Raw genomic sequence first — 22,840 nt, forward strand, 5'->3', positions numbered from 1 at the left:
GACATTTCTCCATGAACAATATTCTTCGCCCCACTCTGGTCCTGTTCGCCGCGCTCACGCTGGCGACGGGCGTGATCTACCCGATGGTCGTCACCGGCATTGCGCAAGCCGCCTTCCCGCACCAGGCCAATGGCAGCCTGGTAGTGAAAAATGGCGCGGCCGTGGGTTCCGAGCTCATCGGCCAGAACTTCACCGCACCCGGGCATTTCTGGGGCCGGCCCTCGGCCACCGCGCCCATGCCCTACAACGCCAGTGCCTCGGGTGGCTCCAACCAGGGGCCGCTGAACCCGGCGCTCAAGGACGCCGTCAGCGCCCGCATCGCCGCCCTGCGCGAAGCCGACCCCGGCAACACCGCGCCGGTGCCCGTGGACCTGGTCACCGCCTCGGCCAGCGGGCTCGATCCTCACATCAGCCCCGCCGCCGCACGCTACCAGGTGGCACGCGTGGCTACGGCCAAGGGCGTGAGCGCCGACAAGGTGGCGGCCCTCGTGGAATCACAGGTAGAGCTACCATGGCTGGGTTTCGTGGGCGAAGCGCGCATCAACGTGCTGCAGTTGAACCTGGCGCTGGACGCATTGCGCTGAGCCATGGCAGGCAATGATGTGCTCGCTGCGCTGTGCGCAGTGGCCGTGCTGCTGGTCCCGCTGGCGCTGGCCTGGCTGCTGGTGGCACGCCGGCCACGCGGCAGGCGGCCGCCCACAAACACATCCCAGGAACCTTGATGGCCTTGCACAGCGACAGCCGACCCGACCCCGACGAACTCCTGGAAAGTATCCAGCGCGACGCCCAGCAGGCGGCGAGCGGCCGGCTGCGCGTGTACTTTGGCGCCAATGCCGGCGTGGGCAAGACCTACGCCATGCTCAGCGCCGCCCAGCGCGCCCACCGCGCAGGCACCCAGGTGCTCGCCGGTGTGGTGGAAACGCATGGCCGCAGCGAGACAGCCGAGCTGCTCCAGGGCCTGCCGCGCCTGCCACCGCGCGAAGTGCCGTACCGGGACCGCACCCTGCCCGAGTTCGACCTGGATGCCGCGCTGGCAGCAAAGCCTGCGGTGCTGCTGGTGGACGAACTCGCCCACTCCAATGTGGAAGGCTCACGCCACCCCAAGCGCTGGCAGGACGTGCGCGAGCTGCTGGACGCCGGCATCGACGTCTGGACCACGCTCAACGTGCAGCACCTCGAAAGCCTGAACGGCGTGGTGGGCGCCATCACCGGCATCCGCGTGCACGAGACCGTGCCCGACACCGTGCTCGACAGCGCCGACGAGGTGGTGCTGGTGGACGTGACGCCCGACGAGCTGCTGCTGCGCCTGAAGGCCGGCAAGGTCTACCTGGCGCCCCAGGCCGAGCGCGCGGCGCAGAACTTCTTTCGCAAGGGCAACCTGATCGCGCTGCGCGAGATGGCGCTGCGGCGCACGGCCGAGCATGTCGAGGACGATGTGCGCAGCTACCGCATCGAGCAGTCCATCACCCCGGCATGGAACACCGATGGCGCCATCCTCGCCTGCATCGGTCCGCAGGCGGGCGCCGAGCAGACGGTGCGCACGGCCGCGCGGCTGGCGGGCCAGCTCAACGTGCGCTGGCATGCGGCCTATGTGGAAACGCCGCGCCTGCAGCGCTTGGCTGCGGCCGAGCGCGACCGCATCCTGGCCGTGCTGCAGCTCGCAGGCGACCTGGGCGCGCAGACCGCCGTGCTCACCGGGCATGACCTGCCCGCAGCCCTGGTGGCGCATGCCCAGGCGCTCAACTGCGCGACCCTGATCGTGGGCCGCCGCGCCGAAGCGCGCCGCCGCTGGCCGTGGCAGGTGGGCATGACCCAGAAGCTGGCCACCCTGGCGCCGGCCCTGGACGTGATGGAGGTGGGCCACACCCCGAGCACCCGGCGCCTTGCCCAGACCCTGCGCCAGGCAGACGGCGAAGAGCCTGATGCCGGCCTGCAGCCAGGCTGGCGACGCTATGCCTGGGCCGTGGCCGCCAGTGTGATGGCCACGGCACTGGCAGCGCCTTTGCATGGCTATTTCGAGCTGGCCAACATCGTCATGCTGTTCCTCATGGGGGTGGTGCTGGTCGCCGTGCGCCAGGGGCGCGGGCCGGCCGCACTCTCGGCCGTGCTCAACGTGGCGGCGTTCGATCTGTTCTTCGTGCCGCCGCGGTTTTCGTTCGCCGTGAGCGATGTGCAGTATTTCTTCACCTTCGCCGTCATGCTGGCCGTGGGCCTGCTCATCGGGCAGCTCACGGCGGGGCTGCGCTTCCAGGCGCGCATCGCGGCCAGCCGCGAGCAGCGTGCGCAATCGCTGTTCGAGCTCACGCGCGACCTGTCGGCCGCGCTCATGGCCTCGCAGGTGGTGGAGCTGGGCCGCACCGCCACCGAACGCAACTTCGGCGGTCAGGCCGTGGTGCTGCCCACCGATGCACGCGACCAGTTGGTGCTGCCCGACCCCGCGCCCGAAGGCTTCGATGCCTCCGTCGCGGACTGGTGCATGCGCAATGCCCAGCCCGCGGGCCTGGCCACGACCACGCTGGCCGCGCACAGCTGGCACTACGTTCCGCTGCAGGCACCGATGCGCGTGCGCGGCGTGCTGGCGCTCCAACCCGCCCAGCCGCGCTGGCTGCTGATCCCCGAACAGGCCAAGCAGCTCGATACCCTGGCGCGCCAGATCGCGATTGCGCTGGAGCGCGTGCACTACGTGGAGGTGGCGCAGGGCGCCGTGGTGGAGATGGAGTCCGAGCGGCTGCGCAATGCCCTGCTCGCGGCGATATCGCACGACGTGCGCACGCCGTTGACCAGCCTGATCGGCCTGGCCGAGTCGCTGCGCGATGCCACCCCGCCCCTGCCCGCGCACCAGGCCAGCGCCGCCGCCGCCATGGTGGCGCAGTCGCGCGAGCTCAACACCCTGGTCAACAACCTCCTGGAGATGGCACGCCTGCAAAGCGGTGCCGTGCACCTGCGCATGGACTGGCAGTCCACGGAAGAAGTGGTGGGCAGCGCCATCCGCGCCGCCGGCCCGGCCCTCGCGGGGCGCGAGGTGCAGGCACGCATCCCGGCCGACCTGCCCCTGGTGGAGTTCGACGCCGTGCTGATCGAGCGCGTGCTCGTGAACCTGCTGGAGAACGCGGCCAAATACGGTGCCCCACCCATCAGCGTGCAGGCCCATGCGCAACCCGAGGCCCTGGTGCTGAGCGTGCGCGACCACGGCCCCGGCCTGCCGCAGGGGATGCAAGGCGATACCGCACTGCTGTTCGAGAAGTTCACGCGCGGGCAGGCCGAATCGGCCACGCCGGGCGTGGGCCTGGGCCTGGCCATCTGCAAGGCCATCGTGGATGCCCACCAGGGCCAGATCGAAGCCCGCAATGCCGATGGCGGTGGGGCAGAATTCATGCTGCGCCTGCCCCGCAGGCCTCCTCCACCCCTGAAAGAAGCCCCCGCATGGCCAGCCTAGCCCCCGTTGCCGTCGTGATCGAAGACGAGCCCCAGATCCGCCGCTTCGTGCGCGGTGCGCTCGAAGCCGAGGGCTGGCAGGTGCACGAGGCCGACACCCTGCAGCGCGGCCTGACCGAGGCCGGCACGCGCAAGCCCGACCTGCTGGTGCTGGACCTGGGCCTGCCGGACGGCGACGGCCTCACGCTGATCCGCGACGTGCGCCAGTGGTCCACCGTGGCGGTGATCGTGCTGTCGGCGCGCATCGACGAGGCCGACAAGATCGCCGCGCTGGACGCCGGTGCCGACGACTACCTGACCAAGCCCTTCGGCGTGGGCGAGCTCATGGCGCGCGTGCGCGCCAACCTGCGCCGGCCACGCGCCACGGGGACGTCCGAAGAGGAGGACACCACCTTCAGCTTCGGCGAGGTGGCCGTGGACCGCAAGGCGCGCCTGGTACGGCGTGCCGGGCAGGAGGTACACCTCACGCCCATCGAGTACCGGCTGCTGTCGGTGCTGGTGGCCAACGCCGGGCGCGTGCTCACCCACCGCCAGTTGCTGCGCGAGGTGTGGGGCCCTTCGCACACCGAGCAGAGCCACTACCTGCGCATCTACATGGGCCACCTGCGCCAGAAGCTCGAACCCGACCCGGCCCAGCCGCGCCACCTGCTGACGGAAACTGCGGTGGGTTACCGACTGATGCCATGAACCTCATCCGTGGAAGAGCTTGGCCGGCCAGGTCACCAGCCACGGGAAGATCACCATGAGGAACATGACGGCGAACTCGGCGATCATGAAGGGCACCACGCCCTTGGTCACGTCGTCCATCGACATCCTGCCCACCCCCGCGACCACGTTGAGCACCGTGCCCACGGGCGGCGTCACGAGCCCGATGGAGTTGTTGATGATGAACATCACGCCGAAGTAGACCGGGTCGATCCCCGCCGCATTCACCACCGGCATCAGCACGGGGGTGAGGATCAGGATGGTGGGCGTCATGTCCATCGCGGTCCCCACCGCCATCACCAGCACCATGATGGCCGCCATCAGCAAAATCTTGTTGTCCATGAAGGGCTGCAGCAGCCCCACCACCTTGGACGGCAGGTCGGCCACGGTGATGAGCCAGGCGCTCACCATGGCGGCCGCGATCAGGAACATCACGATGGCGCTGGTCTTGGCCGCAGCGACGAAGATGCCGTACAGTTCGCGCCAGCTTATCTCGCGGTAGATCACCGCCGAGACGAAGAGCGCGTACACCGCCGCCACCACGGCCGCCTCGGTGGGCGTGAACACCCCCATGCGCAGGCCCACGAGGATGATCACCGGCAGCATCAACGCCCAGAGGGCCTTGCGCAGGGCCGTGAGGATCTCTGCGGCCGACTTGCGCGGCGGCGGCACGATCTTCTCGCGCCGCACCAGGAAGGCCCAGGTCAGCCACAGCGCGGCACCGATCAGGATGCCCGGCACGATGGCCGCCAGGAACAGCTTGGAGATGGACACGTTGGCCGCAACCCCGAAGATCACCAGGCCGATGCTCGGCGGGATCACCGGGCCGATGACGCCGGTGGCCGCGATCAGCCCGCCGGCGCGCGACTTGTCGTGCCCGGCCTTGACCATCATGGGCAGGAGAAGCGCCGTGAGTGCCGCCGCATCGGCCACGGCCGACCCCGACAGGGCCGACAGCAGGCAGCCGGCCATGATGGTCACGTAGCCCAGGCCGCCCTTGACGTGGCCCACCAGGGCCAGGGCGAAGTCCACGATGCGGCGCGACAGGCCGCCGACGTTCATGATCTCGCCCGCCAACATGAAGAAGGGCACGGCCAGCAGCGGAAAGCTGTCGGCCCCGCCGATCAGGTTCTGCGCGAGGATCTGCGCGTCGAACAGGTCCAGGTTCCACATCAGCGCGACGCCGCTGGCCAGCAGCGAGAACGCGATCGGAATGCCCATGGCCATGGCGAGCAGCAGCGCGCCGACAAAGACGACGATGGTCATGGCTTCGCACCTCCGTGGCCCGAGGGCGCACTGCCGGCTGGCGCCTGGGCAGAAGAGCCGAGGATCTGCTGCAGCTGCACGGCTTCTTCCGACTCCTGCACCATCACCAGGTCCTCATCGGCGATCTGGCCGCTGAGCAACCTGTACAGGTCGATGGCCAGGATCAGCGCCGCGCACACCGCGAACACCAGGCCCGCGCTGTAGACGATCGCCATGGACGCGCCCGTGGTCGGTGCCGTCACATCCCAGTTGATGCGCGCCTGCGCCAGGCTGCCCTGGAACAGCAGCCAGACGATGTAGAGCATGACCCCGTGCCCAAGCGCCAGGCACGCTTTCTTACCCGCCGCCGGCAGGCGCTGCACCACCATGTCCACCCCCAGGTGGCCATGCTCACGCAGTGCGACGATGGCCCCGAGGAAGGTCATCCAGATGAAAAGCCAGCGCGACACTTCTTCCGACACGGTGATGCCGGAATTGAAGCCATAGCGCAGCACCACGTTGCCGAACACCAGCACCACCATCAGCGCCAGCATGGCGGCAATCACCGCCTCCAGCACGCGGCAGGCGCGGTCCATCCATCGATTCATGTTGTATTTCCTGTGATGGCGGAACGGGACTCAGGCCGTCTGGGCGGCTTCGCGCAGGCTTTCCACCAGCGAGCGCAGCGCTGCCAGGTAGGAATGCGGGCCAAAGCCCTGCACCGTCGCCTTGACGGCCGGCGAGATGATGGAGTGCGCCCGCCAGGCCTCGCGCGCGGCGATGTTGGACATGTGCACCTCGATCACCGGGAAGGGCATGGCCTTGATCGCATCGTGCAGCGGCACGCCGTGCTGCGTGAGGCCCGCGGGGTTCACGAGCGCCCCCTGCGCCGCGTCGATGTGCTCGTGCAGGAAGTCGATCAGCGCACCTTCGTGGTTGGACTGCAGGATGTCGAGTTCCACGCCGAGCTCGGTTGCGAGCTTCTGCAGGCGCTCGTTGATCTGCGCGAGCGTGGTGGTGCCATAGATGTGGGGTTCGCGGCGGCCGAACAGGTTCAGGTTGGGGCCGTGGAGGACGAGGATTTTCATGGGTGTTCGCGCCGAATGTCTTACTTGCGGATGCGGGCCAGTTCGTCGTTGTAGAGCTTCACGATGGCCGGGTCGTAAGTCGCGGCGAACTTCTCGATCACGGGCTTGGCGATCTGCTGCATGCGCGCCAGTTCGGCAGGCGCGATCTCGTTGTAGGCCATGCCCTTGGCCTGCAGGTCACCCACCGAGCGCTGCGCGGCGGCGCGGCTCACCTGGCGCTGGTAGCCGCGCGCCTCGTTGGCGGCGTCGTTCATCATCTTCTGCTCGGCGGGCGTGAGCTGGTCCCAGAATTTCTTGCTCACCAGCACGATGTTGGCGGCGTACACGTGGTTGGTGGCGCTCACGTACTTCTGCACCTCGAACATCTTGTTCGACAGGATCACCGCATAGGGGTTCTCCTGGCCATCGACCGCCTTGGCTTCCAGCGCGCCGTAGAGCTCGGCAAACGGCATGGGCACGGGGTTGGCCTTGAAGGCCTTGAAGGTCTCCAGGAACACGGGGTTGGGGATCACGCGCAATTTGAGGCCGTCGAAGTCATCGGCCTTGGTGATGGCGCGCTTGCTGTTCGTCACGTTGCGAAAGCCCAGGTCCCAGTAGCCCAGGGCGACCAGGCCCTTTTCGGGCAGCTTGGCGATCAGCGCCTGGCCCAGTGGGCCGTCGAGCAGCGCATCGGCCTGGGCGAAGCTGGCCACGGCGAACGGAAAGTCCACCAGCCCGAATTCCTTGACGATGCCGGCCAGCGAGGTGGTGGCCGGTGCCGACATCTGCTGCACGCCGCCCTGCAGGGCCGACTGTTGCTGCATCTCGTTGCCCAGTTGCGAAGCCGGGAACTCCATGACCTTCATCTTGCCGCCGCTCTTGGCGGCCAGCAGCTCGCCAAAGCGCTTGACGCCAAAGCTCACGGGATGGTCGGCGTTGTTCAGGTGGCCGAAGCGGATTACGCGCTCCTGCTGCGCGGCGGCGGGCAACGCCATCAAAAGGGACAGGCCGGCGGCCGCCAGGATGCAAGCAGTTTTTTTCACGGGACATCTCCATCAAAAGTCGGACCAGGGACATGCAGCCGGAAGACCGGTTGCGCCATGGGGATTGATGGTAGTTAAAAAGTGGAAACACTTTCCATAGTAGAAACCCTTTAACAATTTTTGGTACATTGACGACAGTACAAAGACGATCACCGAAAGAGACCCGCCATGAGCAGCATCCTCGAGCGCAGTTTCAAAGTCCTGGAGCACCTGGCCCCCCATCCCGAGGGCAAGGCCCTGTCGAGCCTGGCCTCCGAGCTCGACATGCCGCTGAGCGCCACCCACCGCCTGCTGGCCGAGCTGGTGCGCTGTGGCTACGTGCGCCAGGACCACAGCCAGGGCAACTACATGCTGACCATCAAGCTGGTGTCGCTGGGCCTGGGCTTTCTGAGCGCCACGGGCGTAGTGGACATCGCCCAGCCACTGCTGGACCGGCTGGCCGCCGAATCCGGGGAGCTGGTGCGCCTGGCGGTGGTCGATGGGGACGAACTGACCTTCGTGGCCAAGGCGCAGGGGGCCATGCGCGGCCTGCGCTACGACCCGGACATGGGCCTGTCGGTCAACCTTTCGTGCAGCTCGGCCGGCCATGCCTGGCTGTCCACCATGAGCGACGAGGAGGCGCTGGCCCTGGTTGCGCGCCAGGGCTTTGGCCAGCCCGAGGACTACGGCCCGAACGCGCCCACCACGGTGAAGGCGCTGCTGGCCTACCTGCGAACGGCGCGCCAGCAGGGTTTCAGCACCATCGTGGAGGTGTTTGCGCCGGCCATGACGGCCATGGCCGCGCCCATCCGCCGGGGCAACGGCACGGTGATCGGGGTGGTGACGATTGCCGGCCCGCTGGTGCGCCTGACGCCTGAGCGCTTGCAGGCCCTGGGCCCGGCCCTCTTGAACACCACGCACGAGCTGGCCATGGCGAGCGGCGGGTCGGCTCTGTTGAAGAAACGGGGTTAGTGGCGCGGCGCGAACAAAGCCAGCGTGTCGTGGGCAAACGCGCCCTCGATCTCCAGCATGCGCATCTTGGTGGCGGCACCCCCGCCAGCCGAGAAGCCGCCGGTCTTGCCGCCTGCGGCGAGGATGCGGTGGCAGGGCACCACCGGCGCAAACGGGTTGTGGCCCAGCGCCTGGCCCACGGCGCGTGCGGCGCCGGGTTCGCCCAGCGCGGCGGCCATTTCGCCATAGGTCATGGTCTTGCCGGGCGGTATGCGCCGGGCCAGTTCGTACACGCGCGCATTGAAGGGCGGTACGCCCTCGGTGGCCAAGGGCACGTCGAGCAGATCGTCGTGCGCGCCTGCGAGCAAAGCCACCACGCGGGCCGCCCAGGTGGTCACTTCGGGTGGCATGGCCGACTCGGGCGCGCCCGGAAAGCGCCGCTGCATGCGCGCACGGGTGTGCGCCTCGCCCGCGTCCTCGGGCAGTTGCACACCGACCAGCAGGGGGCCATTCCAGGCCAGGCCGCAGTGCCCCACCGCCGTGGCAAACAGCGCGAAGCCCTGGGCCACTGCAGGCCCGCGTTTTTCAGTCTGCACGCAAGGCGGCCTTGAGTTGCTCGCCGATCTCGGGCTTGCCCGCGAAGGGATCGGTGGGGTTGCGCCCCAGCATGATGTCTTCCATGCGCGTCTGCACCGAGGCAATCGCCTTGGGGTGGCTGTAGATGTAGAACTGGCCGGCGGCAGCCGCGTCGAACACTTTCTGTGCCACTTCGGCCGCCGTCACCTTGCCACTGCCCACGGCCTTGTCGCTCATGGCCTGGCCGATGAGCTGGCTGCGGGTGGGCTTGCCGGCCGGCAGCTCGCCGGGGCGGTTGCGGTGGCTCTGGGCGATGCCGGTGGGCACGAAGAAAGGGCACAGCACGCTGGCGCTGACCTGGTCGGTCACCAGGGCCAGGTCCTGGTACAGGGTTTCGGACAGGCTCACCACCGCGTGCTTGCTCACGTTGTAGATGCCCATGTTGGGCGCATCGAGCAGGCCGGCCATGCTGGCCGTGTTGACGATGTGGCCGCGCCAGGCCGGGTCTTTCTTGGCGGCGGCGAGCATCATGGGGGTGAACAGGCGCACACCGTGCACCACACCCCAGAGGTTCACGCCCAGCACCCATTCCCAGTCCTTCAGGGAGTTCTCCCACACCAGACCGCCCGCGCCCACGCCGGCGTTGTTGAAAACCAGGTGCGGCGCGCCGAAGCGCTGCTCCACATCCACCGCCAGTTGCTCCATCTGCGCGGCGTCGGACACGTCCACCTTGCGCGCCAGCACCTGGGCTCCAGCATCTTGCGCCTCGGCAGAGGCTGCGTCGAGGGCGTCCTGCTGCACGTCCACCAGCACCAAATTCATGCCCAGGCGCGCGCCGATGCGCGCGCATTCGAGGCCGAAGCCCGAGCCCGCGCCGGTGAGAACGGCCGTCTTGCCTTTGAAGTCGTCGATCATGTGGGTTTCTCGGCCTTTCGCAATGTGTAGCCAATCCGGGGGAAGTGCACGTGCAGCGTGCCGGCACGCGGGTCGGTGCGGCGCAGGGTGTAGCGGGTGCGGGTGGCGGCGATCAGCTCGCCCTCCGTGGGTTCGGTGCCGAAGCTTTCGGCGGCAATCGTCACCAGGCTGCCCAGGGCAATGCCGTGGTCGTCCTGGAACAGGTCGTCGGCCAGCGGCAGCGGGTCCAGCCCCGCAGCCACGGTGATGGCGTCTTCGGACGTGAGCTTTTCCATGCGGCCGTGGCCCAGCGCCGCCACGCGGTCCATCCATTCGAGCACGGCGGGCGTGGCGCTGAAGATGTCGGCCATCACCGGCACGCACTGGCGCGTGAACCACAGCGGGTGGTAGGCGGCAAAGTCGGCCAGGCAGGGCTCGGCGCCGAACAGAAAGTCATGCTCTTCGGCCATGTGCGCGATGCGCCGCAGGTACGAGCGGTAGGCTCCCGTGGCATCGGCCGGGCGCAGCCGCTGCATGCCCGCGCTCATCTCGCGGCGGTCTTCGCCAAAGGCCTGGGCTGCGGCAGGGGGCAGGTTGGCGAACATGGCCGACGCGCCCTTGGGCTGCAGGTTGTAGGCCATGGCGGCCCAGAACAGCGTGGTGTCGGCCCACTGCGCGAACACGCGCGCCACGCCCTTGAGGTGCGGCGGGTAGAGCACCGGCTCGGGCTGCACATGCTCGAGCACGTCGCAGATCAGGGCCGAGTCGCAGTAGATGTCGGCGCCGATCTGCAGGAACGGCGTCTTGCGGTAGCCGCCCGTGAGGGCCACCACGTCGGGCTTGGGCGCGATGCTGGGAATGATCACGGACTTCCAGGCCAGCTGCTTGTAGCCCAGAGCCAGACGGATCTTTTCCGAGAAGGGGGACGATGGGTAATGGTGCAGGATAAGGGGCGTGGTCATCGGGGGTTCTCCAGCAATGCAAGGGTTGTTTGGTGAGGGTCAGGCAGGCAGCGCGCGGTCCAGCAGCGCATCGAAATCCACGCCCGCGCCCAGCGTGCCGAAGCTGTAGCCCCAGTCGCCGCCCAGGCGCGATGCGCAGAAGGCGCCGAACACGCTGGCCGGGGCGCTCTTGTACAGCAATGCGGCCTGCACGGCCAGGGCCACATCCTGCGCCAGACGCCGGGCCTCGGCCTCGGTGGTCATGGCGTCCACGCGCAGCGGCAGCGCGCTGGCCATGCGGTCCAGCGCCGGATGGGCGCCGCGTGCGGGGGCCAGTTCGTCGGCCAGGGCGGCGGCCGTATCAGCGCGGCGCACGGCGCGCAGCAGGTCCAGCGCCATGATGTTGCCCGCGCCTTCCCAGATGGAATTGAGCGGCATCTCGCGGTAGATGCGGGCCATAGTGCCTTCGCCGCCCTCCTCCACGTAGCCATTGCCGCCCAGGCATTCCATGGCCTCCTGCGCAAAGGCGCTGCCGCGCTTGCAGACCCAGAACTTGGCCACGGGCGTGAGCAGGCGCGCCATCACGGCCTCGTGCGGGTCGGAGTCTTTCTTGTCGAAGGCACTTGCCAGGCGGATGGACAGGGCCGTGGCGGCCTCGCTCTCCAGCGCCAGGTCGGCCAGCACATTGCGCATCAGCGGCTGCTCGATCAGCTTCTTGCCAAACGCCATGCGCTGGCGCGTGTGGTGCAGCGCCAGCGACAGCGCCTGGCGCATGAGGCCGCTGGTGCCCAGCGCGCAGTCCAGGCGCGTCATGGTGCCCATCTCGAGGATCTGGGCCACGCCGCGCCCTTCTTCGCCCACGCGCCAGGCCGTGGCGTCGATGAACTCCACTTCGGAGCTGGCATTGGCATGGTTTCCGAGCTTGTCCTTGAGCCGCTGGATACGGATGGCGTTGAGCGTGCCCTCTGCGCCATCGCCAGGAAGCACCCGGGGCAGGAAGAAGCAGGTCAGCCCGCCCGGCGCCTGCGCCAGCACCAGGAAGGCATCGCACATGGGGGCCGAGAAGAACCACTTGTGACCCGTGAGCCGGTAGCGCACACCCCAGGCGTCGCTGCCGTCGGCCACGGCCTGCGTGGTGTTGGCGCGCACGTCGGAGCCGCCCTGCTTCTCGGTCATGCCCATGCCCATGGTGAGCGCGGACTTCTGCGAGAACAGCGCCAAGCGCGGGTCATACCGGGTGCTGGCCAGGCCGGCATTCCAGTCGGCCCACACGGCAGGGTTGCCGCGCAGCGCCGGGGTGACGGCATAGCTCATCGAGACGGGGCACAGCACCGAGGGCTCGGTCTCGGTGAAGAGCATGAAGCCCGCCGCGCGCTCCACGTGTGCATGCGCGGCACCCGCATCCGTGCGCGACCAGGGCGTGGCGTGCAGGCCGTGGCGCAGCGCCGCGCCGATCAGCGCGTGGTAGCTGGGGTGGAACTCCACCGCATCGGTGCGGCGGCCCACGCGGTCGTGGGTGTGCAACTCGGGCTTGTGGGTGTTGGCAAGGCGCGCGTGCTCCTGCATCGCTGCCGAGCCCATCTCAGCGCCCAGGGCCGTGAGCGCGCTGCGGTCCAGCGCCGGGGCATGCAAGGCCACGGCATCCTGCAGCGGCCGGTTGCTGGTGAACAGGTTCACATCCCTGAGCGGCGCACTCTGGTTGAAGACCGTGTGCGTGGTGGAAACCGTGGCGGACAGAGGGGTCATGGTGCACTCCACAGCATTTCGATATGGGGGATGTCGTCCTCAAGGTACTCGTCCGACACCGCCACGAAACCCAGGCTGCCATAAAAACGCTGCAGGTGCGCCTGGGCACTGATGCGCACACTGCGGCCGGGCCAGGCCTGCGCACAGCGGGCCAGGCCCTCCTGCATCAACAGCCGGCCCGTCCCGCCTCCACGCGACTCCTGGGAGGTCACCACGCGGCCGATGGAGGGCTCGGGGTAGTTCACGCCCGGGTCCACCACGCGCAGGCAGGCATGCAGTGCACCGGCACCATCGTAGCCCAGCAGGTGCCAGGATTGCTTGTCGGCCCCGTCCGGGTCCTGGTAGGGGCCCTGCTCCAGGATGAAGACCTTGCAGCGCAGAGTCAGCGCGTCGTGCAGCGCATGCACGCCGAGGTCATCGAAGCGGGCCCAGGTCCAGTGCAGGTTCAACGCCATAGGTGCACATTCCTCATGTCAACTACCCATACCACTTGCACCACCCGCAGCCCATGAAACAGGCGCGCCGAAGCCAGCGCCCCCGCGCAAGGGCCGCCCCGCCGCGCTGGGGGCGTCCCCCTCCCGCATTGCGCAGCAATGCGAGAGAGGGGGAAGGCGCGAAGCGACTCAGGGGGTGCTTCATTTCAGATGAGTTTGACCAGTTGCTTGCCGAAGTTCTTGCCCTTGAGCAGGCCCAGGAAGGCTTCGGGGGCGGCGGCAATGCCCTCCGCCACCGTCTCGCGCGGGCGCAGCTTGCCGGTGCCCACCAGCGTGCCCAACTCCTTCAGGGCATCGGGCCAGACTTCCATGTGCTCGCTGACGATGAAGCCTTCGATCTTCATGCGGTTGATCAGCATCAGCGCCGGGTTGGCCATGGGCAGGGGCTGGCCATCGTAGCCGGCGATCATGCCGCACAGGGCCACGCGGCTGAAGGCGTTCATGCGCAGCATCACGGCGTCCATGATCCAGCCGCCCACGTTCTCGAAGTAGCCGTCGATGCCCTTGGGGCAGGCTTCCTTCAGGGCCTTGGACATCGCCTTCACGTCGCTGTGCTCCTTGTAGTCGATGCAGGCATCGAAGCCCAGTTCCTCGACCGCATAGCGGCACTTCTCGGCACCGCCGGCAATGCCCACGGCACGGCAGCCACGCGCCTTGGCCAGCGCGGCGAAGGCGCTGCCCACGGCGCCGGTGGCGGCGCTCACCACCACGGTGTCACCTTCCTTTGGCGCGATGATTTTCACCAGGCCATACCAGGCCGTCACGCCGGGCATGCCCACGGCGCCCAGGTAGTGCGACAGGGGTACATGCGTGGTGTCCACCTTGCGCAGGGCACCGGGCGTGTTGGCGTCGACCACGCTGTACTCCTGCCAACCGCCCATGCCCACGACCTTGTCGCCCACGGCGTACTTGGGGTTCAGGCTCTCGGCCACCTCGCCCACGGTGCCGCCGATCATGACCTCGCCCAGGCCTTGCGATGCCGCGTAGCTCTTGCTCTCGTTCATGCGGCCGCGCATGTAGGGGTCCAGGCTCAGGAAATGGTGGCGCACCAGCACCTGGCCGTCCTGCAGCGCGGGCGTGTCGGTGGCCACGAGCTTGAAGTTGCCGGCCACGGCTTCGCCCTGCGGGCGGTTGTCGAGCACGATCTGTTGGTTGCTGGCCATGGGGAACTCCTGGGAAAAATGGGGCTTGTGGTTAAAGGCCTGGGCCTTCGGATGCGAAAACTCCGCGCGCTCAGTCGCTGGAGATGTTTTTGAGGGGTTGACCAGTAGCGGGGTCTACCGCCGGCCGGCGCACGTACTTGAAGGTACCCGTCGCATGGCTGCACAGGCGCCCCTCGCCGTCATAGACCGAGGCCTCGGTAAAGGCCATCGAGGCCGTGCGGTGCAGCAGGCGCCCCTTGGCCACCAGCGGGCCGCGGGCAGCCTGCATGAAGCTGGTCTTCATCTCGATGGTGACCACGCCGTAGTCCGGCGTCTCGCTGCGCGCTGCCGTGGCCATGGTCACGTCGAGCAAGGTCATGGTGGCGCCGCCGTGCGTGACCTCGAAGGAATTGAGGTGCTCGGGCGCCGCCTCGTAGTGCAGCTCCGACTCGCCCTGCTGCATGCGGTGCAGCGTGAAGCCCAGGTGGCTGACGAAAGGAATGGGAACACCGAAATTCAGCACAGGCAACTCCAGAATACAAAGGGGAAAACTGCAAGCATAGCCCCGCTGGAGCCGCTCCGCAGCCGGCCCGCGCACCGCCGGCGCGCAGGCGCGGGCCTCAGCCTCCCGTGACGATGCTCACGCCGCCATCCACCGCCAGCCATTGGCCGGTGATGTGCTTGCCGGCGTCCGAGGCATACAGCGCGCACAGCCCCTTGAGGTCTTCGTCGTCACCCAGGCGGCCCAGCGGGGCGTGGGCGGCCAGGGCTTCCTCGCCCATCGCCTTGAGCGTGCCCACCGTCATCTTGCTCGGGAAAAAACCCGGGCAGATGGCGTTGACGCGGATGTTGTACTGGCCCCATTCGGCCGCCAGCGCACGCGTGAAGTTGATCACCGCACCCTTGGAGGTGTTGTAAGCAATGGTGTTCATGCCCTTGGGGTTGCCGCCCAGGCCGGCGATGGACGCCACGTTGATGATGCTGCCGCTGCGCCGGCCGATCATGCTGTGCTTGGCAATGTGCTGCGACAGGATGAAGTAGCCCCGCACGTTGAGGTTCATGACCTTGTCCCAGGCTTCCACCGGGTGGTCTTCGGCCGGTGCGCCCCAGGCGGCGCCAGCGTTGTTGAGCAGGATGTCCACATGGCCCAGGCGCGCCAGAGTCTCATCGCCCAGGCGGCGGATGTCGGCTTCGTTGGAGCAGTCGGCGGCGATCCACTGCGCGTCGATGCCGGCGGCCTTCAGCTCTGCAGCGGCCTCTTCCAGGTCGGACGCCTTGCGCGAGCTCAGCAGCACCTTGGCGCCGGCCTCGCCCAACGCCTGCGCCAGCTGCAGGCCCAGGCCGCGCGAGCCGCCGGTCACCAAGGCGGTCTTGCCGGTCAGGTCGAACAGTTGTTGGATGGTGCGGGTGGTCATGTTGTCTCCTTGGATGGTCGTTGGTGGCTGCGCATGGCGTGGTCGCCATGCACACGTGAAATGGCGGTTGCGCAGTCATTGTGCGGCGCAACCAAACAGGGCCGTGTCGCCTGCGCGATTGGCGCCCCGCAATTCTCAGGCGCCGGGCTGCATGCGCGAGCGCACGCCGATCAACACCACGCCCACGGCCGCCAGCACACCGCCGGTGAGCCCCAGCGCCCAGCCCAGCGGCTCGTCCGCCGGGGCCGTGGCAATGCCCAGCACCAGCGTGAGCAGGCCGCCATAGATCAGCGCCCAGATGAGCTGGTGCATGCGCTGCAGTGTCTGCGGTGCGGTCATCAAAAGGCGTCCTCAGGGAACACCGCGCAGGTCGCGTCGCGCGTGCTGACGACCTGCAGCCAGGCGCCGATCTTGGGCAGCTCGTAGTGGAAGAAAAAGCGCATGGCGCCCATTCTGCCCACACTCGCGGGCTGCTCCAGCGCAGGGTCGGCCTGCAGCGTGGCCAGGGCCACGTCCAGCCAGACCCAGGCCAGCACCATGTGGCCAAAGGCCTGCATGTAGGGCACGGCATTGGCCAGCGCATCGGCCGGCTGACCTGTGGACCAGGCGGCCTTGGTGGCGGCGCCCACCTGCTGCAGCGCGCTGCCCAGGGCATTGGCGTGGGCAGCCATGGCAGGCACCTGGATGGCGCGCTCGATAGTGCCGTTGATGCGCGCGGCCAGCAACTGCAGGCCCCGGCCGTTTTCCATCAGCACCTTGCGGCCCAAGAGGTCCATGGCCTGGATGCCGTGCGTGCCTTCGTGAATCATGTTCAGGCGGTTGTCGCGCCAGTACTGCTCCACCGGGAAGTCGCGCGTGTAGCCGTAGCCGCCGTGGATCTGGATGGCCAGGCTGTTGGCCTCCAGGCACCACTCGCTGGGCCAGCTCTTGGCGATGGGAGTGAGCACTTCCAGCAGCAGGCGGGCCTCGTCGGCGGCCGCCGAATCGCCGGTGGCCTGCTCGTCCACCAGGCGCGCGCAGAACAGGTTCAGCGCCAGCGCGCCCTCGCCGTACGACTTTTGCGCCAGCAGCATGCGCTTGACGTCGGCGTGCTCGATGATGCGCACCTGGGGCTGCGCCACGTCCTTGACCACGGCGGCAGCCGCAGCGTCCTTGTCCTTGGGGCCCTGCACCGGGCGGCCCTGGGGGCGGTTCTTCGCGTAGTCGAGGCTGGCGTAGTAGCCCGCCAGCCCGAGCATGGTGGCCGCCATGCCGATGCCGATGCGCGCCTCGTTCATCATGTGGAACATGCAGTGCAGGCCCTTGCCGGCCTGGCCCACGAGGTAGCCCACGGCGCCCGCCTGGCCATCGACAGGGTACTTGCCCTCGCCGAAGTTGAGCAGCGTGTTGGTGGTGCCGCGCCAGCCGAGCTTGTGGTTCAGGCCCGCCAGCGCCACGTCGTTGCGCACGCCGGTCAGTTGGCCATCGGTGTCCACCATCTTCTTGGGCACGATGAACAGCGAGATGCCCTTGGTGCCGGGCACCAGCTTGCCGTCGGGGCCGGGGATCTTGGCCAGCACCAGATGGATGATGTTCTCGGTGAGCTCATGCTCGCCGGCCGAGATCCACATCTTGTTGCCCTTCAAGCGGTAGCGCGGGCCCAGCGGGTCGCCCTCGAAGCCCTCGCCATCGGGCACGGCGCGCGTGGCCACGTCGCTCAGGCTGGAGCCGGCCTGCGGCTCCGACAGGCACATGGTGCCCGAGAATCGACCCGAGAACTCATTGAGCGCGAACACCGTCTTCTGCGCCTCGGTGCCGTGCACCATCAAGAGGTTGGCATTGCCCACCGTGAGCAGGCCCGAGCCCATGCTGATCGACGCCACGGCGAAGAAGCTGTTGGCTGCGGCCTCCACGGTGTAGGGCAGTTGCATGCCGCCGATGTCGTAGTCCTGCGCGGCGCTGAGCATGCCCGAGGCCGCATAGGCCCTGTTCGCATCGTGCGTGCACTGGGGCAGCGTGACCTTCTCGCCGTCGAAATGCGGCTCCTGTGTGTCCACCGTGCGGTTGAAGGGGGCGTACTTCTCGCGCGCGATGCGCTCGCAGGTGTCGAGCACCGCGTCGAAGGTGTCGCGCGAATGGTCGGCAAAGCGCTCACGCTCGGGCAGGGTCTGCGCGTGCAGCCACTGGTAGAGAAGGAATTCGACGGTGGGGCGAAGGCTCATGTGTGAAAACCCTGGAGAAAAACGCGCGCAGGGCGCAGGGATGAACCACCGGGCCGCACCGCCGCCGCACGGGGCGGCGGTCACCTGCCTGGCGGCTGCTACTTCTTGTTGGTCAGCACGACTTCGGCAAAGCACCAGTAGTCCATGTCGTCGTCGGGCTTGGGCTGGCAGTTGTTCTCACCCAGCTGCAGGCGCCGTGCCGTGGCGGGTAGGCCGGGAAACTCGATCTTCAAGGTCTTGCGCGCACCCGGCTTGATGGTGTCCATGCCCTGGTCGCAGGCCTTGAGGCCCGTGGAGCCCAACTGCTTGACGACCTTGCCGGTATCGAGGTCCTTGATCGAGAAGGACTCGGGCCGCGCGCTGGCATGGGCACAGGCCTCGATGGTTTCCTTGCTGGTGTTGCGCAGCAGGATGGTCGCGGTGACACGGTCGGCCGCGATGGTGATTTCCTGCAGGATGGTGTCGCGGTCTTCGGGCAAGGCCTGGTTGAGCTTGTAGCTCTGTGCGTGGGCAGTGCCCGCAGCGCCCAGGGTGGAGGCGACCAGGACGGCCAGTACTGCGCAAACCTTCGTGAACATAGGTTGGATCTCTCTTGATGGAATGGTGATTGTTGTAGACCCGGGAGAGGGCACAGCGCTTGCTGCGCCCTGTCTGCAGGCCGGCCGCCGAAGCAGCCGGCCCGCATTGTCCCAAAGCCCCGTGTGAGCAAACGTAAGCGCCACAACCCTTACATGCCCACACGCATCACCGGCACATCAGAGCACTTCGAAGATGCCCGCAGCACCCATGCCACCGCCGATGCACATGGTCACCGCCACGCGCTTGGCGCCGCGGCGCTTGCCTTCGATCAGGGCGTGGCCCGTCAGGCGCTGGCCCGACACGCCATAGGGGTGGCCCACGGCGATGGCACCGCCGTTGACGTTGAGCCGGTCGGCTGGAATGCCCAGCTTGTCGCGGCAGTACAGCACCTGCACGGCGAAGGCTTCGTTCAGCTCCCACAGGTCGATGTCGTTGACCGTGAGGCCCAGCTTCTTGAGCACCTTGGGCACGGCGAACACCGGGCCGATGCCCATTTCGTCAGGCTCGCAGCCGGCCACGGCGAAGCCGAGGAAACGGCCCAGGGGTTTGAGGCCCTTCTTGCTCGCGTACTCTTCGCTCACCACCACGCAGGCACCGGCACCGTCGGAGAACTGGCTGGCATTGCCGGCCGTGATGAGGCCGCCGGGCAGTGCCGAGCGCAGGCCGCTGATGGACTCGACCGTCGTGCCTTCGCGCGTGCCTTCGTCCTTGCTCAGGGTGACCTGCCTGGTGATCAGGCCCAGGTTCTTGTCGGCCACGCCGGCCGTCACGGTGATGGGGGCGATCTCGGCATCGAACAGGCCGGCGGCCTGGGCTGCGCAGGCCTTTTGCTGGCTGGCGGCGCCGTACTCGTCCATGGCTTCACGGCTGATGTTGTAGCGCTTGGCCACCTGCTCGGCGGTCTGCAGCATGCTCCAGTAGATCTCGGGCTTGACCTTGTCCAGGGCCAGGTCGCGCAGCATGTGGATGTTCATTTCCTGCTGCACGCAGGAGATGCTTTCCACACCGCCGGCAACATACACGTCGGCTTCGCCGGCGATGATGCGCTGTGCCGCCAGGGCGATGGTCTGCAGGCCCGAAGAGCAGAAACGGTTGACCGTGACGCCCGATGCCGTGACCGGCAGGCCGGCGGCCAGCGCGATCTGGCGTGCGATGTTGGCGCCGGTGGCGCCTTCGGGGTTGGCACAGCCCATGATGACGTCTTCGACGTCGGCGCCGTCGATGCCGGCGCGCTCGATGGCGTGCCTGACGGCATGGCCGCCCAGCGTGGCGCCATGGGTCATGTTGAGGGCACCCTTCCAGCTCTTGGCGAGCGGGGTACGGGCGGTGGAAACGATCACTGCGGAGGTCATGGGAAAAATCCTTTCAGGGGTGGAACGCACCGATGGCCGCCAGGGGCGTATGCATCCGGTGCGGCTTCACTGCATCAATCAGTAGTTCGCTCAGGCGAACGCCTTGCCTTCGGCTGCCAGCTTGGCCAGCAGCGGCGCGGGCTTCCAGAACTCCGCATCGTCGTTGGGGTTCTTGGCAAAGCGGTCCATGGCCTGCACCACGTTGAACAGGCCCACTTCGCTGGCGTAGTGCATGGGGCCGCCGCGGTAGATGGGGAAGCCATAGCCCGTGAGGTAGACCATGTCGATGTCGCCGGACTTGCTGGCGATGCCGTCTTCCAGGATGTGTGCGCCTTCGTTGACCAGTGCGAACACCAGGCGCTGCACGATTTCCTCGTCGGAGATCTTGCGCGGCGTGATGCCCAACTCCTTGCGGTGGTCTTCGATCATCTTGTTGACCAGCTCGCTCGGAATCGCATCGCGCTTGCCGGCCTGGTAGTCGTACCAGCCTGCGCCGGTCTTCTGGCCGAAGCGGCCAAGCTCGCACAGCTTGTCGGCGGTGCGGCTGTACTTCATGTCGGCGCGCTCGACGGAGCGGCGCTTGCGGATCGCCCAGCCGATGTCGTTGCCAGCCAGGTCGCCCATGCGGAAGGGGCCCATGGCAAAGCCGAACTTCTCGACGGCCTTGTCCACCTGCTGGGGCGTGCAGCCCTCGTCCAGCAGGAAGCCGGCCTGGCGGCTGTACTGCTCGATCATGCGGTTGCCGATGAAGCCGTCGCACACGCCCGAGACCACCGAAGTCTTCTTGATCTTCTTGCCGATGGCCATCACGGTGGCCAGCACGTCCTTGCTGGTCTTGGCGCCGCGCACCACTTCCAGGAGCTTCATCACGTTGGCGGGGCTGAAGAAGTGCATGCCCACCACGTCTTCTGGGCGCTTGGTGAAGGCAGCGATCTTGTCCACATCCAGCGTGGAGGTGTTGGAGGCCAGGATGGCGCCGGGCTTCATCACGGCGTCGAGCTGCTTGAACACGGTTTCCTTGACGCCCAGCTCCTCGAACACAGCCTCGATCACGAGGTCGGCATCCTTGAGGTCGGCGTAGTCGAGCGTGGTCGTCAACAGGGCCATGCGCTGCGCGTACTTGTCTTCCTTGAGCTTGCCCTTCTTGACCTGCGCTTCGTAGTTCTTCTTGATCGTGGCCACGCCGCGGTCCAGGGCTTCCTGCTTGGTCTCCAGGATCTTGACGGGGATGCCGGCGTTCAGGAAGTTCATGGAGATGCCGCCGCCCATGGTGCCGGCGCCGATCACGGCCACGGACTTGATCTCGCGCTTCGGGGTGTCGGAGGGCACGTCAGGGATCTTGGAGGCAGCGCGCTCGGCCATGAACAGGTGGCGCAGGGCGCGCGACTCGGGCGTCCACATCAGGTTGATGAAGACCTCGCGCTCGAACAGCATGCCGTCGGCGAACTTGCGCTTGGTGGCGGCTTCGACCGCGTCCACGCACTTGGCGGGCGCGGGGTAGTTCTTGGCCATGCCCTTGACCATGTTGCGCGCGAACTGGAAGTACGCATCGCCTTCGGGGTGCTTGCAGGGCAGGTTGCGCACCAGCGGCAGCGGACGCACGTCGGCCACGCTCTGGGCAAAGGCCAGGGCTTCGGCGGCCAGCGCCTCGGCGGATGCGGCCATCTTGTCGAACAGCTTCTGGCCGGGCACAGCGGCGATCAGCTCGCTCTTGACGGGCTCGCCGCTGACGATCAGGTTCAGGGCGGCTTCCACGCCCAGCACGCGCGGCAGCCGCTGCGTGCCGCCGGCGCCGGGGATCAGGCCCAGCTTGACTTCGGGCAGCGCAAGGCTGCAGCCAGGCGCGGCGATGCGGTAGTGGCAACCCAGGGCCAGCTCCAGGCCACCGCCCATGGCAACCGTGTGCACGGCGGCCACGACGGGCTTGGACGAATTCTCGATGGCGGCGATCACCGACAGCAGATTGGGTTCCTGCAGGGACTTGTCGGTGCCGAACTCCTTGATGTCTGCGCCGCCGGAAAACGCACCGCCAGCGCCAGTGACGACGATGGACGTGACCGCTGCATCGGCATTGGCGCGGCCGAGGCCGTCCACGATGCCTTGGCGGGTTGCCAGGCCCAGTCCGTTGACGGGGGGGTTGGCCAGGGTGATCACGGCAACGGAGCCGTGGACTTTGTATTCAGCGGTCATGCTGTTGTTCCTTGGAGAGTGAAAAAGAACGATCGTGCGTTTTTATTGTAGAGACTTCGCGCGGCCCTGGCGTGTCAATTTGTCCCGGTGGGGACATGGCTCTGGGCCACCAAACCGTCTCCTTGGGCAAAAAAAGAGGCGCCATGAGCTGTCAGGCGCCTCTTTGTCATGCTTTGGCCGGAAGTCGTCAGACTTCAAGCCACTCCTTGCGGATGTAGTTGTCGGCCCGCAGGCTGTCGGGCGTGCCCTGGAAGACGATGGAGCCATGGCCCATCACCAGTGCCCGGTCCGAAATCTTCATGGCGATGGTGAGCTTCTGCTCGATCAGCAGCACCGAGATGCCGCGCGCCTTGATGGTCTGCAGGTACTGCCCCACCAGCTCGACGATCTTGGGCGCCAGGCCTTCGGTGGGCTCGTCGATGATGATCAGGTCGGGGTCGCCCATCAGCGTGCGGCACAGCGTGAGCATCTGCTGCTCGCCACCGGACATCACGCCCGCCTCGGTGTGCTGGCGCTCCTTGAGGCGCGGGAACATCTCGTACATGTCGTCGAACGACCAGCGGCTGCCCTTGCCGCTGCCCTTCTGGCCCAGCAGCAGGTTCTGGTGCACGGTGAGGTTGGGGAACACGTCGCGGCTCTCGGGCACATAGCCCAGGCCCAGGTGGGCGATCTCGTAGGCCTTCTTGCCCGTGAGGCTCTGACCCTTGAACTCGAGCGTGCCCTCCCAGTCCACCAGGCCCATGATGGCCTTGGCGGTGGTGGAGCGGCCCGAGCCGTTGCGCCCGAGCAGCGCCACGATCTCACCGGGCTGCACGTCGAAGCTCACGCCATGCAGCACATGGCTCTTGCCGTAGTAGGCGTGGAGGTTGTCAATTTTCAGCATAA

General features: G+C 67.5%; 22 protein-coding genes. 4 read left to right on the top strand and 18 right to left on the bottom strand.

Going from position 1 to position 22,840, the window contains the following annotated elements; genetic code table 11:
- The first annotated feature begins 11 nt into the window (after positions 1-11).
- The 3 genes from kdpC (at position 12) to kdpE (ending at position 4,122) form a co-directional block, all read left to right on the top strand.
- On the top strand, positions 12-584 hold the full coding sequence (kdpC, locus tag ASE28_RS28605) for a potassium-transporting ATPase subunit KdpC (protein WP_057206001.1): 573 nt from the start codon (positions 12-14) through the stop codon (positions 582-584).
- A gap of 137 nt (positions 585-721) precedes the next feature.
- A complete protein-coding gene (locus tag ASE28_RS28610; RefSeq protein ID WP_200964006.1) occupies positions 722-3,436 on the top strand; it encodes a DUF4118 domain-containing protein in 2,715 nt (904 codons plus the stop codon).
- Positions 3,424-4,122 (top strand): two-component system response regulator KdpE, encoded by a 699-nt coding sequence (gene kdpE / locus ASE28_RS28615; RefSeq protein ID WP_057269486.1) that lies wholly within the window; start codon positions 3,424-3,426, stop codon positions 4,120-4,122. Before ASE28_RS28610 ends, kdpE begins: the two co-directional genes overlap by 13 nt.
- A 3-nt stretch (positions 4,123-4,125) precedes the next feature.
- On the opposite strand, the gene ASE28_RS28620 is transcribed toward kdpE, so the two are convergent.
- Genes ASE28_RS28620 through ASE28_RS28635 form a run of 4 tightly spaced genes read right to left on the bottom strand, consistent with a single transcriptional unit; the run spans position 4,126 to position 7,447 of the window.
- On the bottom strand, positions 4,126-5,406 hold the full coding sequence (locus ASE28_RS28620) for a TRAP transporter large permease (protein ID WP_057269487.1): 1,281 nt from the start codon (positions 5,404-5,406) through the stop codon (positions 4,126-4,128).
- Positions 5,403-5,993 carry a TRAP transporter small permease gene (locus ASE28_RS28625; protein ID WP_057269488.1) on the bottom strand — a complete coding sequence of 197 codons (591 nt, stop codon included), beginning with the start codon at positions 5,991-5,993 and terminating at the stop codon, positions 5,403-5,405. The genes ASE28_RS28620 and ASE28_RS28625 overlap by 4 nt, the downstream gene beginning before the upstream one ends.
- A 30-nt stretch (positions 5,994-6,023) precedes the next feature.
- The gene (locus tag ASE28_RS28630) at positions 6,024-6,473 is read right to left on the bottom strand and encodes a type II 3-dehydroquinate dehydratase (protein WP_057269489.1); all 450 of its coding nucleotides are present in this window, start codon (positions 6,471-6,473) and stop codon (positions 6,024-6,026) included.
- Between the two features lie 20 nt (positions 6,474-6,493).
- Entirely contained in the window at positions 6,494-7,447 is a 954-nt protein-coding gene (locus ASE28_RS28635; RefSeq protein ID WP_057269662.1) for a TRAP transporter substrate-binding protein, read from the bottom strand.
- Between the two features lie 216 nt (positions 7,448-7,663).
- On the opposite strand from ASE28_RS28635, the gene ASE28_RS28640 reads away from it, so the two are divergent.
- Positions 7,664-8,446: an IclR family transcriptional regulator gene (locus tag ASE28_RS28640; protein WP_057269490.1), complete on the top strand. Its 783-nt coding sequence runs from the start codon at positions 7,664-7,666 to the stop codon at positions 8,444-8,446.
- Here the strand turns inward: ASE28_RS28640 and ASE28_RS28645 are convergent.
- The 14 genes from ASE28_RS28645 to ASE28_RS28710 form a co-directional block, all read right to left on the bottom strand.
- Entirely contained in the window at positions 8,443-9,021 is a 579-nt protein-coding gene (locus tag ASE28_RS28645) for a methylated-DNA--[protein]-cysteine S-methyltransferase (RefSeq protein ID WP_057269491.1), read from the bottom strand. The two genes, ASE28_RS28640 and ASE28_RS28645, sit on opposite strands and share 4 nt — an antisense overlap.
- A complete protein-coding gene (locus tag ASE28_RS28650; protein WP_057205984.1) occupies positions 9,011-9,916 on the bottom strand; it encodes an SDR family oxidoreductase in 906 nt (301 codons plus the stop codon). The genes ASE28_RS28645 and ASE28_RS28650 overlap by 11 nt, the downstream gene beginning before the upstream one ends.
- Positions 9,913-10,857, bottom strand: coding sequence for a glutathione S-transferase family protein (locus tag ASE28_RS28655; RefSeq protein ID WP_057205979.1), 945 nt, complete (start codon positions 10,855-10,857; stop codon positions 9,913-9,915). The genes ASE28_RS28650 and ASE28_RS28655 overlap by 4 nt, the downstream gene beginning before the upstream one ends.
- 39 nt (positions 10,858-10,896) lie before the next feature.
- Positions 10,897-12,582, bottom strand: a complete 1,686-nt coding sequence (locus ASE28_RS28660; protein WP_057269492.1) for an isovaleryl-CoA dehydrogenase — start codon at positions 12,580-12,582, stop codon at positions 10,897-10,899.
- On the bottom strand, positions 12,579-13,037 hold the full coding sequence (locus tag ASE28_RS28665; protein ID WP_057269493.1) for a GNAT family N-acetyltransferase: 459 nt from the start codon (positions 13,035-13,037) through the stop codon (positions 12,579-12,581). Before ASE28_RS28665 ends, ASE28_RS28660 begins: the two co-directional genes overlap by 4 nt.
- Before the next feature lie 185 nt (positions 13,038-13,222).
- Positions 13,223-14,239, bottom strand: coding sequence for an NADP-dependent oxidoreductase (locus ASE28_RS28670; RefSeq protein WP_057269494.1), 1,017 nt, complete (start codon positions 14,237-14,239; stop codon positions 13,223-13,225).
- Between the two features lie 70 nt (positions 14,240-14,309).
- On the bottom strand, positions 14,310-14,741 hold the full coding sequence (locus ASE28_RS28675; protein WP_057269495.1) for a PaaI family thioesterase: 432 nt from the start codon (positions 14,739-14,741) through the stop codon (positions 14,310-14,312).
- Between the two features lie 97 nt (positions 14,742-14,838).
- On the bottom strand, positions 14,839-15,633 hold the full coding sequence (locus ASE28_RS28680) for an SDR family oxidoreductase (protein WP_057205971.1): 795 nt from the start codon (positions 15,631-15,633) through the stop codon (positions 14,839-14,841).
- Between the two features lie 135 nt (positions 15,634-15,768).
- The gene (locus ASE28_RS28685; protein ID WP_057269496.1) at positions 15,769-15,972 is read right to left on the bottom strand and encodes a hypothetical protein; all 204 of its coding nucleotides are present in this window, start codon (positions 15,970-15,972) and stop codon (positions 15,769-15,771) included.
- On the bottom strand, positions 15,972-17,834 hold the full coding sequence (locus tag ASE28_RS28690; RefSeq protein WP_057269497.1) for an acyl-CoA dehydrogenase: 1,863 nt from the start codon (positions 17,832-17,834) through the stop codon (positions 15,972-15,974). Before ASE28_RS28690 ends, ASE28_RS28685 begins: the two co-directional genes overlap by 1 nt.
- A 98-nt stretch (positions 17,835-17,932) precedes the next feature.
- Positions 17,933-18,412 carry a hypothetical protein gene (locus ASE28_RS28695; protein WP_057269498.1) on the bottom strand — a complete coding sequence of 160 codons (480 nt, stop codon included), beginning with the start codon at positions 18,410-18,412 and terminating at the stop codon, positions 17,933-17,935.
- 177 nt (positions 18,413-18,589) lie between these two features.
- Positions 18,590-19,765, bottom strand: coding sequence for an acetyl-CoA C-acyltransferase (locus tag ASE28_RS28700; RefSeq protein WP_057269499.1), 1,176 nt, complete (start codon positions 19,763-19,765; stop codon positions 18,590-18,592).
- A gap of 90 nt (positions 19,766-19,855) precedes the next feature.
- A complete protein-coding gene (locus ASE28_RS28705) occupies positions 19,856-21,955 on the bottom strand; it encodes a 3-hydroxyacyl-CoA dehydrogenase NAD-binding domain-containing protein (RefSeq protein WP_057269500.1) in 2,100 nt (699 codons plus the stop codon).
- 187 nt (positions 21,956-22,142) lie between these two features.
- The gene (locus tag ASE28_RS28710; RefSeq protein WP_057205959.1) at positions 22,143-22,838 is read right to left on the bottom strand and encodes an ABC transporter ATP-binding protein; all 696 of its coding nucleotides are present in this window, start codon (positions 22,836-22,838) and stop codon (positions 22,143-22,145) included.
- Positions 22,839-22,840 lie beyond the last annotated feature (2 nt).

It is taken from the genome of Acidovorax sp. Root219, assembly GCF_001428665.1.
Lineage (GTDB): Bacteria > Pseudomonadota > Gammaproteobacteria > Burkholderiales > Burkholderiaceae_C > Acidovorax.

Excerpts from the sequence above, each read along its gene's own strand:
- ASE28_RS28685 (WP_057269496.1), bottom strand. The coding sequence starts at position 15,972 with ATGACCGCACCGCAGACACTGCAGCGCATGCACCAGCTCATCTGGGCG.
- ASE28_RS28665 (WP_057269493.1), bottom strand. The coding sequence starts at position 13,037 with ATGGCGTTGAACCTGCACTGGACCTGGGCCCGCTTCGATGACCTCGGC.
- ASE28_RS28710 (WP_057205959.1), bottom strand. The coding sequence starts at position 22,838 with ATGCTGAAAATTGACAACCTCCACGCCTACTACGGCAAGAGCCATGTG.
- ASE28_RS28630 (WP_057269489.1), bottom strand. The coding sequence starts at position 6,473 with ATGAAAATCCTCGTCCTCCACGGCCCCAACCTGAACCTGTTCGGCCGC.
- ASE28_RS28610 (WP_200964006.1), top strand. The coding sequence starts at position 722 with ATGGCCTTGCACAGCGACAGCCGACCCGACCCCGACGAACTCCTGGAA.
- ASE28_RS28655 (WP_057205979.1), bottom strand. The coding sequence starts at position 10,857 with ATGACCACGCCCCTTATCCTGCACCATTACCCATCGTCCCCCTTCTCG.
- kdpE (WP_057269486.1), top strand. The coding sequence starts at position 3,424 with ATGGCCAGCCTAGCCCCCGTTGCCGTCGTGATCGAAGACGAGCCCCAG.
- ASE28_RS28690 (WP_057269497.1), bottom strand. The coding sequence starts at position 17,834 with ATGAGCCTTCGCCCCACCGTCGAATTCCTTCTCTACCAGTGGCTGCAC.
- ASE28_RS28670 (WP_057269494.1), bottom strand. The coding sequence starts at position 14,239 with ATGGCCAGCAACCAACAGATCGTGCTCGACAACCGCCCGCAGGGCGAA.
- ASE28_RS28650 (WP_057205984.1), bottom strand. The coding sequence starts at position 9,916 with ATGATCGACGACTTCAAAGGCAAGACGGCCGTTCTCACCGGCGCGGGC.
- ASE28_RS28705 (WP_057269500.1), bottom strand. The coding sequence starts at position 21,955 with ATGACCGCTGAATACAAAGTCCACGGCTCCGTTGCCGTGATCACCCTG.
- ASE28_RS28625 (WP_057269488.1), bottom strand. The coding sequence starts at position 5,993 with ATGAATCGATGGATGGACCGCGCCTGCCGCGTGCTGGAGGCGGTGATT.
- ASE28_RS28695 (WP_057269498.1), bottom strand. The coding sequence starts at position 18,412 with ATGTTCACGAAGGTTTGCGCAGTACTGGCCGTCCTGGTCGCCTCCACC.
- ASE28_RS28635 (WP_057269662.1), bottom strand. The coding sequence starts at position 7,447 with ATGGCGTTGCCCGCCGCCGCGCAGCAGGAGCGCGTAATCCGCTTCGGC.
- ASE28_RS28620 (WP_057269487.1), bottom strand. The coding sequence starts at position 5,406 with ATGACCATCGTCGTCTTTGTCGGCGCGCTGCTGCTCGCCATGGCCATG.
- ASE28_RS28680 (WP_057205971.1), bottom strand. The coding sequence starts at position 15,633 with ATGACCACCCGCACCATCCAACAACTGTTCGACCTGACCGGCAAGACC.
- ASE28_RS28660 (WP_057269492.1), bottom strand. The coding sequence starts at position 12,582 with ATGACCCCTCTGTCCGCCACGGTTTCCACCACGCACACGGTCTTCAAC.
- kdpC (WP_057206001.1), top strand. The coding sequence starts at position 12 with ATGAACAATATTCTTCGCCCCACTCTGGTCCTGTTCGCCGCGCTCACG.
- ASE28_RS28700 (WP_057269499.1), bottom strand. The coding sequence starts at position 19,765 with ATGACCTCCGCAGTGATCGTTTCCACCGCCCGTACCCCGCTCGCCAAG.
- ASE28_RS28640 (WP_057269490.1), top strand. The coding sequence starts at position 7,664 with ATGAGCAGCATCCTCGAGCGCAGTTTCAAAGTCCTGGAGCACCTGGCC.